This is a genomic window from Lactobacillus nasalidis (assembly GCF_016587775.1).
Lineage (GTDB): Bacteria > Bacillota > Bacilli > Lactobacillales > Lactobacillaceae > Lactobacillus > Lactobacillus nasalidis.
This window is the reverse complement of sequence record NZ_BOCG01000313.1, coordinates 1-16,016: the sequence shown is the minus strand read 5'-3', so window position 1 is coordinate 16,016 and position 16,016 is coordinate 1. Positions and strand designations below refer to the sequence as shown.

Here is a 16,016-nt window from a genome sequence, read left to right as displayed (position 1 = left end):
GGCTGGACCAGCAGATGCGCCAGGGTGAGCACTTGAGCAGCCTGCTGGCCGGCCTGGGCTTTGGCAAGACGACGGTGACCCAACTGAACATGGCAATGAGCCAGGGGCGGCTGACGGAGTCGCTGACCCAGCTGACGGTTTTGGGCCGGATGAAAAATGAGCAGATCAAGAAGCTGCAGGCGGAACTGGCTTACCCGGCGGTTTTGGGCGGAATGATGGTCCTGGTTTTGGTCTTCATGCAGAAATTTCTGTCCGTGGAATTCGCGGACAGCAATTCCCGGCAGGGGGATCTGCTGCTGACGCTGCTGGTCATTTTGATGCTGGCGGCCGGGCTTTTGCTGGTCTTGGCCGCGGCCTGCCTAAAAAAGCAGGACTACCGCTCCTTCAAGCAGCTGCTGGCCTGGCCGATTCTGGGGCCGGTAGTGGGCCTATACGGCCAGTATCTGGTCTGCTACGACCTGGGGATGCTCTTGGCCAGCGGATTTTCCTTGCAGCAGATGTGCGCTTTTGCCAGCCAGCAGACGCCGGGTTCGCTGCAAGAACAGGTCGGCCGGCGGGCCCGCGAACAGCTTTTGCAGGGAAAGAAGATCGAGGAGATCATCCAGGAAGAGCCTTTTTTGCACCAGGACCTCTTGATGCTGCTGCAGGCAGGATGCGAACGCGGAGAGCTGAGCCGGCAGTGCCTGCTCTTGTCCAGGCTTTTGTTCAACCGCCTGCGCCAGAAGCTGGCCAAGCTGATCGTCAACGTGCAGCCGATCTGTTTTATTTTGATCGGTTTGTGCATCATCGGAATGTATTTGAAGCTGCTTTTGCCGATTTATGACAGCATGCAGCAGCTTTAGCAGAGAAATTTAAGGAGGAAAATATGAAATACTTAAAACGGCTTTTTCCAAAGCGGCAGCGGGCTTTTACCCTGATTGAAATGGTGATCGTGGTGGCGATCATCGCGACCCTGGTTTTGCTGATCTCGCCCAACTTGCTAGCGCAAAAAGACCATGCCGATAAGCGCACAAATGATGCTTTTGATTCAACGATCCGGACGCAAGTGGAGCTATACCAGGAAAACACCGGCAAGGTCCCGGCCTCCTTCCAGGAAATGGTGGAGGCCCACTATCTGACGCCCAAGCAGGAGAAGCAGGCAGAGGACAAGAAGCTGGCGATCGGCGACTTCGCCAAGAGCGGCGAATGAAGCAGCGGGCCTTCAGCCTGCTGGAGACGGTCGTGACTTTGGCAATCGCGGGGATGCTGCTGGGAATTGGGGGAATGACCTTCAAGGGCTTTGAAGACAAGATCATGTTTGACCGTTTCTGCCGGCAGGCAGCGGGACTTTTTCAAGAAAAGATCAGAAGCGCCGCTATTACCGGGAAAAGGGTCGTGATCTATGACCAAAACCGCCAGGGCAAGCTTGAAATCATCGAGGACGACCAGCATGAGAGCCTGAAGATTCCAGATGGGATTACGGTTGATACAAACTTTAACAATACAGCAGGCTGGTCGGTCGGCAGCGACGGAATTACCAGCCAGGCCTTTACGCTGAGAATCACGAAGATGGATAAGGGGAAGAAAGAGTATGAGAAGGCATACAGCTTTTTGCTGTCGTGGGGCAAAATCAATGAAAAATAAGCAGGCGGGCTTTTTGGCCTTGGAGGCATTAGTTGCTTTAGCGATCGTCTGCGTGGCTTTGACGACGACGGTCACCTGCCTCAGCGGAATCAAGGAACTCGAAAACCAGTCCAGCCAGCGGGCGGGCCAGGCCCTGGCCTACCGGATGCTGAAAGAGTGCCCGGTCAAGCGGGTCAAGGTCAGAGACCATGAATACGTCTTGACCGGCAAAGGAGACTTGTATGATGAGACCCAGCAGAAAATTTGCCAAAAGTAAGGCCTTCAGCTTGCTGGAGACCATGGTGGCGCTTTTGGTGACGGTGATCTGCCTGTCGCTTTTGTCGTCTTGCCTCAAGCTCTTCAGCTTGTTTGAAAAAGACCGCCATGATCCCAATGAGCTGGCCTTTTCCTATGTCCAGTTCGCCAAATTTTTGAAAAAGGACAGCCGGCGGACTTATATCGACCTGGACAATTCCAATCCCATGAAGATAGAGTTCGTCAAGGAGGGAAAAGAGGCGGATGGCAAGAAGGCTGAAGACGTCAAATACGTGCTGGAGGCAGACAAAAAGAGCAACAATCTCCGGGTCAGGAAAGCCGGAACTGACGGCGGAAATATGACTCTGCTACCGGTCTGGGCGGCATCTTTTGCGGCCAAGGACGGTTTAATGGAGGTGCACATCAATGAGCATGGAAAGAGATCAATTTTGTATTTTAAAGTCGACAAGGCGCCGGAAAAAGAAAAGGAGGCTGAGCAAAAGAAAAAGGAGCAGACTGAGCCGGCAAAAGGGGAGCGCCCTGCTGACCAGCGTGCTGCTTCTGGCCACGACGATACTGCTGATTGAAAGCTATCTGGATGCCTATCAGCGCGTCATCCGGCTGAACCGGCTGCTGGCAAATTATCTCTGGGGCGGGTGAAATTTCTTGCGCCCTTCTTTGTTAATCATTAAAATTGGTATGTATGCAAAGAAGGGCGGATTTAAGCAATGAAAAATATTGAAGAACTGTTCGGACAGACTTTGGCAGCGGTTGAACGCTTGCAAGAAGCTTTGAACGTGTCACTGGCGGATGCCTTGGTGGAAACTTTTGACAACTTGGAAAGCGGCGAGGTGCGCGTGGAAATGGGTGCCCCGGACGAACAAGCGGTGGAAGAGCTGAAGCAGCTTTACGCGGCTTTAAACTACGGCTCCTGGTCAAAGGCCCAAAAAGAGCAGGTCTATGGCCTCTTGGTGCTCAAGGCGATCAACGATGACGGCCGGGATGCCAACCAGATGCCGACTCCGCCGGTTCTGGCCACGGTTTTGACCTTGTTTATGGACAAGCTGCTGCCTAAGAAAAAGCAGGTCCTTCTGGACCCGGCAGTCGGCAGCGGCAGCCTGCTTTTTGCGGTTGACCAGCAGCTGGCCGCTCAGAATCATTCAGAAGACCGCTTTGACCTGGTCGGTCTGGACAATGACGAGGGGATGCTCAACCTGGCCGACGTGGCAGCCCACCTGGCTGGACTGACGGCTGACTTTTACTGCCAGGACGCGCTGACTGCCTGGCCAGTCAAGCCTGACGTGGTGGTCAGTGACCTGCCGATCGGCTTTTACGCCAACGATGACAATGCCAAGAACTTTGACCTGCGGACCAAGGAAGGGCATGCCTACGCCCACGTGTTGTTTGTTGAGCAGATCGTCAAGAACCTGGCTGAAGACGGCTTTGCCTTTCTCCTGGTGCCGCAGAGCATGCTGACCGGGACGGTCGGGGCCGACTTCATGCCTTGGCTGGCCAACCGGGTGCACCTGCAGGCCATCATCCAGCTGCCAAGCAGATTGTTCCAGAGCAAAATCAGTCAAAAGAGCATCCTTGTCTTCCAAAACCACGGCAGCAGCCAGCCGCCGAAGGAAGTTTTACTCACAAAGCTTGCTGATCTCAAGAATGAAGAATCACTGGTAGGCCTTAATATAAAGCTGAACGAGTGGTATACTAAAAAAGATAATTAAGTTTGTGAAGTAAGTAAAAGGAGTTTCTATAAAAATGGATAAGATTTTAGCAATCAACTCTGGCTCATCTTCATTTAAGTACAAGCTGTTTTCATTAGATGACGAAAGCGCTCTGGCCTCAGGACTGGGTGACCGGATTGGCATCGATGGTTCAACTTTCTCAATGAAGCTGGCTGATGGGACCAAGCATGAGGCCGAAGTTGACCTGCCAAACCAGGAAGCAGCCGTGCAAACCCTGCTTGACTGGCTGAAGGAATTCGGCGTTATTGATGACGTTAAGGAAATCGTTGGCGTTGGCCACCGGATCGTGAATGGCGGGGAACTTTTCCCGGACTCAGCGATCATCGATGAAAACAACATCCACAAGATTTTTGACTTGACTGACTACGCCCCGCTGCACAACCCGGCAGAAGGCCGCGGCATTCAAGCCTTCATGAACCTGTTGCCAGGCGTGCCGCAAGTCGGCGTCTTTGACACTTCCTTCCACCAGTCAATGGATGCGGTTCACTACCTCTACTCATTGCCATATGAATACTACGAGAAGTACAAGGCCCGCAAGTATGGCGCCCACGGCACTTCCGTCCGTTACGTGGCAGGCAGAGCCGCTGAAATGCTGGGCAAGGATTTGAAGGACCTCAAGCTGATCGTCTGCCACCTGGGTTCAGGCGCTTCAGTTACTGCCGTTAAGGATGGCAAGTGCTACGACACTTCCATGGGCTTCTCGCCTTTGGCTGGGGTAACCATGGGGACCCGGTCAGGTGACGTTGACCCGTCAGTTTTGCAGTACATCATGAAGAAGGAAGGCATGACCGACTTCAACGAAATGATCGACATTTTGAACCACAAGTCAGGTCTTCTGGGCATTTCCGGCATCTCCAGCGACATGCGCGACATCCGGGAAAGCAGCGACGAACGGGCCAAGCTGGCTGATGAGATCTTCATCAACCGGGTAGTCCGCTACGTTGGTTCCTACGTTGCCGAAATGAACGGGGCAGACGCGGTTGTCTTCACTGCCGGGATCGGCGAACATGACGATGAAGTTCGCGAAGGCGTGATGAAGTCACTGTCCTTCATGGGCGTTGACTTTGACGAAGCAGCCAACAAGGCTGGCGGCGAAAGCTTCATCACCAAGGAAGGTTCCAAGCTGGCTGGCCTGGTAATTCCGACTGACGAAGAATTGATGATCGAACGTGACGTTGTCCGTTTGGCCAAGCTTAAGTAAAAGTTTTTAAGCAGAATATTTGAGGGCATGATCATTTTTTGCTAAAATGATTATGTTCTCTGTTTTGGGGATGTTTTGGGATTCGACAGGCGCAGACCCGCGCTGGTTGCGATTCGTAGGTTACGTCTACGTTAAAACGTTAAACAGTTTAAATTAACTGCAAACGAAAACTCATACGCTGTAGCTGCTTAGTTCAGCCCAGCTGCCAATAGACTGCCTGCCCGTGGCGGTCTTGCGGTATCAACCTTACGGGATACGCTTGCTTATCACACCTGAATAAGCAAGAAGAGACTAACAGGTTAGCCGTGGCTGTTTGGCCCTGTCATATGGCGTTTTGCTGTGGTGAAGCTTAAATAATATGACTATGATCGTAGAGATTAGTGACGGGATGCGTTTGGACAGGGGTTCAATTCCCCTCATCTCCATCTGTCTAAATAAAGAAGACGCGTGTGGTTGACCGCACGCGTCTTTTTTGCTGGAATAAAATAACAGATGCAATAAATGGCAAACGAATCAAGAGTATAATAAAAAGAGTAGAGACGATGGTTATTGACTGTTAATACACTTATTAGTGCAGGAGGCCAACAATGAAACTCAAACAATTTTTGCTGGGCGACTATAGCTGCCAGAAAGTTAACGACAATGGTCGGACCAAACTCAAGGTCGATCTTTCTCCTGGCCTGGTGCCAACGGCTCTCTTTGCTTGGGCGGTTTACAAGTTTTTGACCAGTGGTGATGATTAAAAAGCAGACTTATTTCTTGTATGATTTAAGTGAAAAATTATATAATTAGGGCAATTGCCAGCCGGTTTCTAAAGGGAAGTTTCAACTTTTTTTCACAAAATGATTCGCGGCTTTTGATATTTTTTTGCTACGATTATAATATAGTGCGGCTTGCACAGAATTTTTTGGTAAGGGGAATTTTTAACATGAAGATCCTAATGGTAGAAGACGACATTTCAGTTTCACAAATGATGGAATTGTTCTTCAAGAAGGAAGGCTGGGAACAAGTCTCAGCTTACGACGGCGAAGAAGCCGTTGAAATATTCAAGAATCACCCACACGATTTTGACATTATCACTTTGGACTTGAACCTGCCTAAGAAGGACGGCATTCAAGTTGCCAGAGAAATCCGCCGGATTTCAGAAACTGTGCCGATAATCATGCTTACGGCGCGTGACAGCGAGTCTGACCAGGTCCTGGGCCTGGGCATCGGGGCCGACGATTACGTTACCAAGCCGTTCAGCCCGATTGCCTTGATTGCCAGAATCAAGGCCCTGCACCGGCGGGTGCTGCTTGAAGACAAGCCGAGAACTCTGCCAAAGAACATTCCAAGCAACGACTTTGACTTGGAAACCAACCACATCAGAATTTCCAAGAGCCGCCGGGAAGTCTACTTTGATGACACCCGTGTTGAAGGCTTGACTCCTAAGGAATTCGACCTGCTCTACACGATGGCGCAAAAGCCTAAGCAGGTCTTCTCTCGCGAGCAGCTGCTTGAACTGGTTTGGGGCTATGAGTACTTCGGTGAAGAAAGAACTGTTGACGCCCACATCAAGAAGCTGCGGCAGAAGCTGAAGAAGTCCGGCCCGCAGATCATCCAGACCGTTTGGGGCGTCGGCTACAAATTTGATGATTCACAGGTTAAAGCATGAAACTGATTTATCAGCATGTTCTGAGTTTTTTGATAGTTATTTTGACTTCGGTCATGATCATTGGCTTTTCAACGATCAATTATCAAAAGGAGCAAGCTTATCAAAGCAATTATTCGCGCTTGGAAAGTTATGCCGAAAATCTGTCGACTTTGCAGCTGTATTCAAAAAAGACGAAGACCAAGGGAACGCCGCCGGCTTTTTCGGCGGACTTTCTGCAGAAGTTCACTTTTGTCATGCGGGATGAAAACCTCAAGATTTTCCTGATGGACAAAAAATTCGAAACCACTTATCCTTTGGGCGGCTACGATATTTTGAAGAAGTCTGCCAAGTCAATGCTGAAAAAAGGCCAGGTAGTCCGAATCAAGGACGACCACAGCAATGAACAGCAGAATCTCGCTCCGAAAATCCAGGGGCGAGTGAAGCGCAAGGGGATCAAGAAGCGCGGCAACCGCCTTTTTGCTTCGGAAAGCTACACTTGGGTGGTGGTCCCGCAGACTACGGGAACCGGCTCAAATAAGAAAGTTGTCGGAGCCATAATGATTGGCTCCCGGGTCAAGGACGTCCTGCAGACGGTCCGTCAGGCGGAAAGCAATCTGGCCAAGGCCCTGGTGATCACTTTCGCGGTCAGCTTGATCTTGAGCTTCATTCTGGCTTACTATCAGACCAGCCGGATCAAAAAGCTGTCTCTGGCTGCCAAGAAGGTTGCTGACGGCGACTTGAACGTTGAAGTCGACCACCACCGGGCCGATGAAATCGACGATCTGGCCGAAAACTTCAATGAAATGGTCCGGTCGCTGAAGGCTTCGAATGAAGAAATCAAGGCCCAGGAAAAGCGGCGGGACCAGTTCATGCAGGACGTGGCCCACGAAATGCGGACGCCGCTGACGACCATCAACGGCCTGCTGGAAGGGCTGCAGTACGATGCGATCCCAGAAGAATCGATCCCGCAGTCGGTTGACTTGATGCACCGCGAAACCAAGCGCTTGATCCGTCTGGTCAATGAAAACCTTGACTATGAAAAGATCCGCAGCGGAAAGGTGCAGATGATGAAGTCGCAGTTCAATGCCCGGACGATCATGAACGACGTTCAGCAGCAGCTGAAGCAGAATGCTGCCAAGAACGGCGACAAGATCATCCTCGACGCTCCGGAAGACCTGCCGGTCTACGCTGACCAGGACCGCTTCAAGCAGATGCTGGTCAACCTGACGCAAAACGCGATCCAGTTCACTAATGACGGCACGATCACGATCAGAGGGCGGCGCTTCCAGAATGGGGCTACCTTTAGCGTTCAGGATACCGGGATCGGGATGACGCAAGAGCAGAGCAAGTACATCTTCGAACGCTTCTACAAGGCTGATCCGGCCCGAGCCCGCTATGGCGGCACCGGCGAATCCGGCCTCGGCCTGTCGATCGTTTTGTCTTTGGTAAGACAGCATGGCGGGGAGATCAAGGTTTCCTCCAAGCCGCACGAAGGCTCAACCTTCACGATTACCCTGTTTGACCAAGGTCATGAAAAGAAGTACGACAAAGAATAAAAAGCTTATCGGCTGAGCCGATAAGCTTTTTTGCTTGGTCAATTATTAATTATTTGCTTTTGCTGCTTTTCTTGCTGCTGGATGAGCCGGAAGAAGCCGCTGAACTGGAGCTACTCTCAGCTGCCGAGCTCGAGGAGGAGCTGGAACTTTCATTCAGCACGCTGGAAGGCACCTTGGTGATTTCGCTTTGCCGCTTGGCCAGTTCGACGGCATCAGTCTTGTAGAGGCTGGTGGTTGATCCCTTCTGGCTGTAAAGGGCGGTTGACTGGCTGCCCAGCTGCCGGATCAGGTCCATCATCTGCTGGTAGTTGTTGCTGTAGTTGTAGTCGCTCGAGATTACCGGACTGAAGCCCTTTGGCGTGTAATAGCGCAGCAGGTTCTTGTTGTTGAGGTCGTCAGAGTAGGCCAGGGACTTCTTGCCGTAAGCGGCCAGTTTCTTTACCGCGGCTTTCTGCTTGGCCGTCAAGTTGGTCAAAAGCTTGCCGCTTGCCGCATCATAGACGTTGCCCTTGCTGGTTTTGCCGCCGATCAGGACATATTTCGGGCTGATGACGGTCCCGTTCCGGAAGACGACGACCTGTTTGTGCTCGCTGGAAAGGATGTCAGTGCCAAATTGCACGTACTGCTTGCTGGAGATGCCAAGCAGGTGCAGCAGGGTCGGCAAGACGTCGATTTCGCCGGCCAGGGTGGACTTGATCCCGCCTTTCAGGTTGGAGGCGTGGATCATGAACGGCACCTTCTGCATCTGGGCCGTGTTGTAGCTGGACCAGTTGTTGGGGTCCTTGCCGATCAAAGGCGCCAGGGTGGAGTATTCTTCGTTGCTAAGGCCGTAGTGGTCGCCGTAGATGACGATCATCGACTTGTCATACAGGCCTGATTTCTTCAGGTAAGTGAAGAATTCCTTGAGGGCCTGGTCAAGATAGTGGGCAGTCAGGAAGTAGTTGTTGATCGTGGCGTCACTGGTGCTGCTGGTCTTGAAACTGGAGTCCTGATCAGCCGAGCTGAGTTCAAACGGCGTGTGGTTGGTCAGCGTGATGAACTTGGCATAAAACGGCTGCTGCAGCTTCTCCAGGTACTTGACGCTTTCGGCAAAGAAAATCTTGTCTTTAAGGCCGTAGCCGGAACTGTCGTTGCTGTCCTGGCTGAAGTAGTCCTTGTCAAAGAAGTAGTTGTAGCCCATGTTCTTGTAGACGTCGTTGCGGTTCCAGAAGCTGCCGACATTGCCGTGGAAGACCGCGGAAGTGTAGCCCTCGTTTAAGCGGAGGATCTGCGGGGCGGCCTGGAAGGTGTTGGTTGAACCCAGGGAAGTGAAGAGAGAACCGTCAGAAATGCCATAGGTGCTGGTTTCCAGCATGTTTTCGGCATCGCTGGTCCGGCCCAGGCCGACCTGGTGGTAGAAGTTGCTATAAGAAAGGGTGTGCTTGTCCTTATAAAGAGAATTAAGGAATGGCGTCACTTCCTTGCCGTTGATCTTCAAGCCGATCAGGAACTGCTGGAAGCTCTCCAGGTGGATGATGATCACGTTCTTGTTCTTCTCAATGCCAAAGTATTTTGAATTGGCCGGAGCGTAATTTTTTCTGGTGAAGCTGATAATCTTGTTCAGTTCGCTGATGGAGGCATTCTTGGTGACGGTGCTGCTTGATTCGTTCTTGATGGCATCGTAGACCGTGAAGGTGTCAATACCCAGATACTTCACCACGTAGGTACGGTCAAAAGTGTTCTTCAGCAGCCTTGGCCGGTTGCACTCAGCCACCATCATGTTCAAGCCTAAGACGAAAAAGCCGCAGGAAGTGATGGCGAAGGTCCGGGAAAAGCCGTATGAGCGCTGGTCGATCTTGATGACTTTCACAGCCAAGAGGATGACGATGACGATCAGGTCAAGCCAGATCAGAATGTCGCTTGGCGACAGCAGGGCAGCGCTGGACTTGCCCAGGCCCTGGGAGACCTTGCTGAGGTTGGCCATGGTCTTGACGGTGATGAAGTCGGTGAACTGCCGGTAGTAAAGCACGTTCGCGAATAATAAGGCCGTGTTGGCGAAGTCGATGGCCAGCATGGCAATGTAAGAAACCAGAGGCCTGGAAAAATAAAAGCCCAGGCTGATCAAGATGATGCTCATGCCCAGGGGGCTGATCCACATGATGATGTGCTGCAGGGGATTGGCCAGGCCAAGATTGAAGTCGCAGTAAGCGACAAACAGGTATTTAAGCCAGTAGCAGACAACCAGGAGGGCCAGGAAGCCGGTTCTGCTTTGGAATTTGCCGAGAAATTTGCTGTGTTTCAACGCTTGTCAATGGCGGGCCAGTCCTGTGGGCGCTTTAGAGCGGCCGGGCTGGCCCGCCTCCTTTCTACTAGTATTCTTTCTCCTTTTGTACTGTCTTAATTTTAAAGGTTGTGTCAAAAATAGACAAATATTTCTCCAGAGTTATCTGTTTCTTAAAATTTTTAGTCCTTGAAAGCTTGTATAATTTAAACAGACTTTAGTAGATTGGACCAGCGAGCATGTTGTTTTTAGCACCTTTATATAACTTATTAGCAAATCAGTACGCCACCCGGATCAATCACTTTGCCTTGATCAAACTGACTCTGCAGGGGCTCGACAAAACCATTTTTTATTTTCTGATCTTCGCTCTGCTGCGCGTCTTCTGGCTGCTGGCCGTGCGCAAAAGGCGCAGCCTGCGGTCGGAATTCGGCCTGTGGCTGTTCGTTTTCTATTTTTTGCTGGTCTTGATGCTGACGACCTTCAGATCCTCTTACTTTCCTTGGGAGCTGAACTTCCACTGGAACCGGTCTTTGAGCAACATCAACCTGGTCTTCATGAAAAACACCTGGAAGCTGATCTACGCCAAGAGCAAGGTCGATTTTTACTACAATTCCTTCGGCAACATCCTGGCCTTTGTGCCTTTCGGGGCGCTCATGCCAAACGCGCTGCGGATCAAGCACTGCTTTTGGCGGGTCTTTCTGCTGGGATTGCTGGCCTCGGTGACGATCGAGATTCTGCAGTTTTTGCTTTTGACCGGGGTGAGCGATATTGACGATGTCTTTTTCAACGGCTGCGGTGTATTATTGGGGTATGGCCTCTATCATCTGCTAGGTCAAATTTGTGTTAAAAATCGCAATAAAGACTAGCAATGAAAGGGCAACAATGATACTATTATCTTGTGAATGATTTATTTAACATTTTCTAGTGAGGAAGCATAAATCAATGAATAGTATAGTAAGTTTTGACAGTAGTAAATTGACTCCTTTCGTTCACGACAACGAACTTAAGGAAATGCAAGCAATGGTTGACGCCGCTGACAAGGAACTGCGTGAAGGCACTGGTGCCGGCAACGACTTCCGCGGCTGGCTGGACCTGCCGGTCAACTATGACAAGGACGAATTCGCCCGCATCAAGAAGGCCGCTAAGAAGATCCAAAGCGACTCAGACGTTTTGATCGGTATCGGTATCGGTGGCTCATACCTGGGTGCCCAAGCTGCCATCGAATTCTTGAACTCATCGTTCTACATGGCAGAAAAGAGCGACTATCCAAAGGTTGTCTTCTGTGGTAACAGTCTTTCAGGCACTTACCTGTCAGACTTGATCAACTGGCTGGGCGACAAGGACTTCTCCTTGAACATCATCTCCAAGTCAGGTACCACTACCGAACCATCAGTTGCCTTCCGCGTGCTGAAGGCCAAGCTGATCGAAAAGTACGGCAAGGAAGAAGCCGCAAAGCGTATCTACGCTACGACCGACCGGCAAAAGGGCGCCTTGAAGACTGAAGCTGACGCTGAAGGCTACGAAGAATTTGTAGTTCCAGATGACGTTGGTGGCCGTTTCAGCGTTTTGTCAGCTGTCGGCTTGTTGCCAATCGCTGCTGCCGGCTGCGACATCGACGCTTTGATGCAAGGTGCCGCTGACGCCCGTGCCGCTTACACCGACACTGACGTAAGCAAGGACTCTCCTTACCAATACGCAGCTTTGAGAAACATCCTTTACCGCAAGGGCTTCACTACTGAACTCTTGGAAAACTACGAACCAAGCGTAAGAATGTTTGGCGAATGGTGGAAGCAGCTGATGGGTGAATCAGAAGGCAAGGACCAAAAGGGCATCTACCCGTCCAGCGCCAACTTCACCACTGACCTGCACTCACTGGGCCAATACATCCAAGAAGGCCGCCGGAACTTGATGGAAACTGTTGTCCGCGTTGCCGGCCCGCGTGCTGACGTCGACATTCCAAGTGACGAAAGCAACCTGGACCAACTGAACTTCTTGGCTGGCAAGACCATGAACTACGTCAACGACCGCGCATACGAAGGGGTCGTTCTGGCCCACACTGACGGCGGCGTTCCGGTTATGACCGTCAACATTGCCGACCAGACTGAACACACTTTGGGCTACTTGATCTACTGGTTCGAACTGTCAGTTGCCATTTCTGGTTACCTGAACGGGATCAACCCATTCAACCAACCAGGCGTTGAAGCTTACAAGCGCAACATGTTCGGCCTGCTGAACAAGCCAGGCTACGAAGACCTGCACGACGAACTGGCAAGCCGCCTGTAATTTTTAGACAAAAAACTGAAAAAGAGCAAGATTTCTGATCTTGCTCTTTTTTTGTTCATCTTGTCGTTTTTTTCTCTGAACATGATAAAGAAATCACATTAAGTGCTACAATTTATTATGGATAAGCGGGGAACTGCTTATGTTACCGTTTTAGTAAGAGGGGGTAAAGAAGATGTCATCAAGAAAAATTGCCTTGACTGAACTTGCTTTAGCTGCTTTAACGTTAACAGCCTACAGCCAGAAGCAAAGCAGTCAGAATGAACAGGAACTGAACTGGTCAGTCGGCGGGGAGATCACCACAATGGACCCGTCAAAGGCCACTGACGTGGTCAGCTTCAGCCAGATGATCAATTCCATGGAAGGGCTCTACAGAAACAGCAAGGACGGGCAGAGTCCGGGCCTGGCTACCAGTGCCCGGGTTTCCAAGGACGGCCTGACTTATACTTTCAGCCTGCGCAAGTCCAAGTGGAATGACGGAACTCCGGTGACTGCCAAGGATTTCGTCTATTCCTGGCGGCGGACCGTCAATCCGAAGACCGAGGCTGAGTATTCCTATCTGTTTTCCGGGATCAAAAATGCCGACGCCATCCAGAACGGCAAAAAGCCCGTCTCCAGCCTCGGGATCAAGGCTGTGGGCAAATACAAGCTGGTGGTCACTTTGGAGAAGCGGATGGCCTATTTTAAGGATCTGATGGCCTTCCCGGTCTTCTTCCCGCAGGAAGAAAAAGCTGTCAAGAAATACGGCGACAAATACGGGACCGCGTCCAAGTACATGGCCTACAACGGGCCATTCGTGCAAAAGGGCTGGAGCGGGAGCAACCTGTCCTGGAAACTGGTCAAAAACCCGGACTACTGGGACAAAAAGCACGTCAAGCTTGACCAGATCAGCTTCACGGTCAACAAGACGGCCACGACGGCCTACAACCTTTACCAGTCAAAGAAGATCGACGCTCTTGGCCTGGATTCCAACCTGACCAAGCAGTTCAAAGGCAAGAGCAACTACTACGGCCTGGCCAACGGGGGGACCTACTACTTGGAACTGAATGAAAAGAACCCTAACCTGGCCAACAGCAACATCCGCAAGGCCATCTCCCTGGCCATCAACCGGGAGAACCTGATCCGGATCCTGGGCGGCAGCAACCAGGCAGCTGACACGTATACGGCCAAGGGGCTGACTGAATATGACGGCAAGGACTACACCAGCATGATTTCCTCAGCAGCCAAGGACCTTTACAAGTACCGGCCAAGCAAGGCCAAGGAATACTGGCAAAAAGGGCTCAGTGAGTTGGGCAAGTCCAGCCTGACCTTGAACCTGCTGACCAGCGACAGCGACGGGGGCAAGAAGACCGGCGAAGCCCTGCAGAGCATGCTGGAAACCCGGCTGCCGGGGCTGAAGCTGACCGTGACCAGCGTGCCGTTTAAGACCCGGCTGGCCCGGCGGGAATCCGGCCAGTTCCAGATCTGCGGGTCAGACTGGATTGCCGACTTTGGCGACCCGATTTCCTTCCTGGAACTTTTGACCAGCAAGAACGGATCCAATTACGGCTCCTGGAAGAGCAGCCGCTATGACAAGCTGATTGCTGCCTCCAAGAACACCAATGACCAGCAAGAGCGCCTCAAGGACATGAGCGAGGCTGAAAGCGTCCTGCTTGAGGATGCCGGCGTCATCCCGCTGTACTATGAAGATGATGCCTGGCTGATCCGCTCCAGCGCCAAGGGCTGGATCTGCAAGAGAAGCGAATGGAACTTCAAGGAAGCCTACGTGGCTAAATAAGCTTGAAAAAGCACTGGATGAATCCAGTGCTTTTTCATCTGCCGGGAAAAGGGCAGCAAAAAAGCCAGGCATAAAGCCTGGCTTTTGTTTTATTGCGATGTCCGGGCTCGAACCGGAACATTATGGATTCAGAGTCCACTGCCTTACCAATTTGGCTACATCGCAGTAAATCACCCGTACGAGAATTGAACTCATGACTCCACCTTGAGAGGGTAGCGTCTTAACCACTTGACCAACGGGCGAAGATTGATGTTCGAATTACCGACATCCATTATTATGCATTCTTTCCATGAAAAAGTCAAGGTATCTGTCAAAAAAATCTAAAAATTTTTTTGAAAGCTTGGAAAGGCTGGAAAGTAACTTATAATAGAACTAATCTACAGGCCTAGAAAGGAGCTTATTCTTGCTTAATTTTCCCAAAACGCAGCTGTTGATTGAAAGCCTGGTTTCTGAAAGGATCGTTCCCGGAGTCAACTATGCCCTGCTTAAGGGAGACCAGGTCTTTGCCTCGACGCTGGGCTTTGCCAGCATCTATCCAGGCAAAAGCCAGCTGAGTCCCTTTGCTTACTATGACCTGGCCAGCTGCACCAAGGTTCTGGCCACCACGGCGCTGGCCCTGCAGCTGAAAGAAGCGGGCGCGATCAGTTTTGAGGACCCGCTCAGCAAGTACGTGCCCGAATTCAGGGATGACCGGGTGCAGCTGAAGCACCTGCTGACGCACACTTCCGGCATCCGCGGCTGGATCGAGAACCGGTCGGCCCTGTCCGGCCCGGAATTGATGAAGGCCATCGTGAATCTGCCAGTGACCAGCGAGTTCAACCATGTCGTCCGTTACGCCGATACTAATTTCGTCTTGCTGGGCCTGGTCTTGGAGCGCCTGCTGGGCCAGCCGGTCCAGGATCTGGCCAGCCAGCGGATCTTTGCACCAGCGGGACTGACTGAAACCACCTTTGCCCCGCCCAAAGACGAATGCGTGCCAACCGAACTGGTTGACGGGCAGGTGATCCAGGGGATCGTCCACGACCCCAAAGGCCAGCAGCTGGGCCGCCGCTGCGGGTCAGCCGGCCTGTTCAGCACGATGAGCGACCTGGTCAAGATCGGCCGGGGCTACATGGGCGTAAGCGACCTGCTGCCCTTAAAGCGGGAAACGATCCAGGACCTGTATCAGGTCAAGACGCCCCGGGGCCTGCCGGCCCGTTCCTGGGGCTGGAACCTGGTCTTTGACCCCAAGGAGAACTATCCCATCATTTACCATACCGGTTTTACGGGAACCTTGATTCTGTTTGACCAGGTCAAGCAGTCGGGCTTGATCCTTTTGACCAACCGGGTTCACCCTTCGCGGCACAACCAGATTTTTCTGACCATGCGCAGCCGCATCATCCAGGCCTTTTTAGCAGAAAATCGATGAAAACAGGAGTCTAATAGAAGCAGATGAAATTAAGTAAAAAGCAGTTGGGCTGGCTCTTGCTGGCCTTGTACGGGCTGGGGATCATCATCCTGGGCCATTTCAACAGCCGGATGTCGCCTTATTACGCCATCACGGCCATTGCCGCCTTGGCGGTGGCCCTGGTGGAAGGCTTGCTGTATGCTTTCAGCAAGAACCGGACCTACAGGGCAGTTGCCTTTTTTGCCCTGCTGATCGGCCTAATCAATATCGTCGCCGTCTTGACCACGGCCATATAAAAAATTCCGCGGCAGTGCCGC

At 51.8% G+C, this 16,016-nt stretch carries 16 protein-coding genes, 2 tRNA genes and 1 other RNA gene; 16 read left to right on the top strand and 3 right to left on the bottom strand.

All coding sequences use genetic code 11. From position 1 onward, the window contains the following. From lacNas_RS05890 to lacNas_RS05840, 11 genes are all read left to right on the top strand, one after another. Nucleotides 1-842, top strand: an 842-nt coding sequence (locus lacNas_RS05890) for a type II secretion system F family protein (RefSeq protein WP_201346685.1), incomplete at its 5' end; no start/stop codon positions are given. 23 nt (nt 843-865) lie between these two features. Then, a complete protein-coding gene (locus lacNas_RS05885; RefSeq protein WP_201332037.1) occupies nt 866-1,189 on the top strand; it encodes a competence type IV pilus major pilin ComGC in 324 nt (107 codons plus the stop codon). After that, nucleotides 1,186-1,623 carry a pilus assembly FimT family protein gene (locus lacNas_RS05880; protein WP_201332036.1) on the top strand — a complete coding sequence of 146 codons (438 nt, stop codon included), beginning with the start codon at nt 1,186-1,188 and terminating at the stop codon, nt 1,621-1,623. Before lacNas_RS05885 ends, lacNas_RS05880 begins: the two co-directional genes overlap by 4 nt. Then, entirely contained in the window at nt 1,613-1,879 is a 267-nt protein-coding gene (locus lacNas_RS05875) for a type II secretion system protein (RefSeq protein WP_201332035.1), read from the top strand. Before lacNas_RS05880 ends, lacNas_RS05875 begins: the two co-directional genes overlap by 11 nt. Continuing rightward, entirely contained in the window at nt 1,848-2,444 is a 597-nt protein-coding gene (locus lacNas_RS05870) for a hypothetical protein (RefSeq protein WP_201332039.1), read from the top strand. The genes lacNas_RS05875 and lacNas_RS05870 overlap by 32 nt, the downstream gene beginning before the upstream one ends. A 141-nt stretch (nt 2,445-2,585) precedes the next feature. Next, complete coding sequence (locus lacNas_RS05865; RefSeq protein WP_201332034.1) at nt 2,586-3,584, top strand: class I SAM-dependent methyltransferase; 999 nt, start codon at nt 2,586-2,588, stop codon at nt 3,582-3,584. A gap of 34 nt (nt 3,585-3,618) precedes the next feature. Continuing rightward, a complete protein-coding gene (locus tag lacNas_RS05860) occupies nt 3,619-4,806 on the top strand; it encodes an acetate/propionate family kinase (RefSeq protein WP_201332033.1) in 1,188 nt (395 codons plus the stop codon). 66 nt (nt 4,807-4,872) lie between these two features. After that, nucleotides 4,873-5,234: a transfer-messenger RNA gene (ssrA, locus tag lacNas_RS05855) on the top strand. Between the two features lie 159 nt (nt 5,235-5,393). Then, entirely contained in the window at nt 5,394-5,549 is a 156-nt protein-coding gene (locus lacNas_RS05850) for a hypothetical protein (RefSeq protein ID WP_201332032.1), read from the top strand. A gap of 185 nt (nt 5,550-5,734) precedes the next feature. Beyond that, nucleotides 5,735-6,460 (top strand): response regulator transcription factor, encoded by a 726-nt coding sequence (locus tag lacNas_RS05845; protein ID WP_201332031.1) that lies wholly within the window; start codon nt 5,735-5,737, stop codon nt 6,458-6,460. Continuing rightward, nucleotides 6,457-7,995 carry a sensor histidine kinase gene (locus lacNas_RS05840; protein ID WP_201332030.1) on the top strand — a complete coding sequence of 513 codons (1,539 nt, stop codon included), beginning with the start codon at nt 6,457-6,459 and terminating at the stop codon, nt 7,993-7,995. The genes lacNas_RS05845 and lacNas_RS05840 overlap by 4 nt, the downstream gene beginning before the upstream one ends. 49 nt (nt 7,996-8,044) lie before the next feature. Here lacNas_RS05840 and lacNas_RS05835 read toward each other — a convergent pair whose 3' ends face one another. Continuing rightward, entirely contained in the window at nt 8,045-10,276 is a 2,232-nt protein-coding gene (locus lacNas_RS05835; protein ID WP_201332029.1) for an LTA synthase family protein, read from the bottom strand. Nucleotides 10,277-10,494: 218 nt separating this feature from the next. Here lacNas_RS05835 and lacNas_RS05830 point away from each other — a divergent pair, with 218 nt between their 5' ends. The 3 genes from lacNas_RS05830 to lacNas_RS05820 all read left to right on the top strand — a co-directional run bounded on the left by lacNas_RS05830 (nt 10,495) and on the right by lacNas_RS05820 (nt 14,312). Then, on the top strand, nt 10,495-11,121 hold the full coding sequence (locus tag lacNas_RS05830) for a VanZ family protein (RefSeq protein WP_201332028.1): 627 nt from the start codon (nt 10,495-10,497) through the stop codon (nt 11,119-11,121). Between the two features lie 76 nt (nt 11,122-11,197). Then, complete coding sequence (locus lacNas_RS05825; protein ID WP_201346684.1) at nt 11,198-12,538, top strand: glucose-6-phosphate isomerase; 1,341 nt, start codon at nt 11,198-11,200, stop codon at nt 12,536-12,538. Between the two features lie 172 nt (nt 12,539-12,710). Then, the gene (locus lacNas_RS05820; protein ID WP_201331299.1) at nt 12,711-14,312 is read left to right on the top strand and encodes a peptide ABC transporter substrate-binding protein; all 1,602 of its coding nucleotides are present in this window, start codon (nt 12,711-12,713) and stop codon (nt 14,310-14,312) included. A 92-nt stretch (nt 14,313-14,404) separates the two neighbouring features. Here the strand turns inward: lacNas_RS05820 and lacNas_RS05815 are convergent. After that, a tRNA-Gln gene (locus lacNas_RS05815) sits at nt 14,405-14,477 on the bottom strand. A gap of 5 nt (nt 14,478-14,482) precedes the next feature. Continuing rightward, a tRNA-Glu gene (locus lacNas_RS05810) sits at nt 14,483-14,554 on the bottom strand. Between the two features lie 161 nt (nt 14,555-14,715). Here lacNas_RS05810 and lacNas_RS05805 point away from each other — a divergent pair. Beyond that, nucleotides 14,716-15,720, top strand: coding sequence for a serine hydrolase domain-containing protein (locus tag lacNas_RS05805; RefSeq protein ID WP_201331298.1), 1,005 nt, complete (start codon nt 14,716-14,718; stop codon nt 15,718-15,720). A 23-nt stretch (nt 15,721-15,743) separates the two neighbouring features. Then, the gene (locus tag lacNas_RS05800; protein ID WP_201331297.1) at nt 15,744-15,995 is read left to right on the top strand and encodes a hypothetical protein; all 252 of its coding nucleotides are present in this window, start codon (nt 15,744-15,746) and stop codon (nt 15,993-15,995) included. The last annotated feature ends 21 nt before the right edge of the window (nt 15,996-16,016 follow it).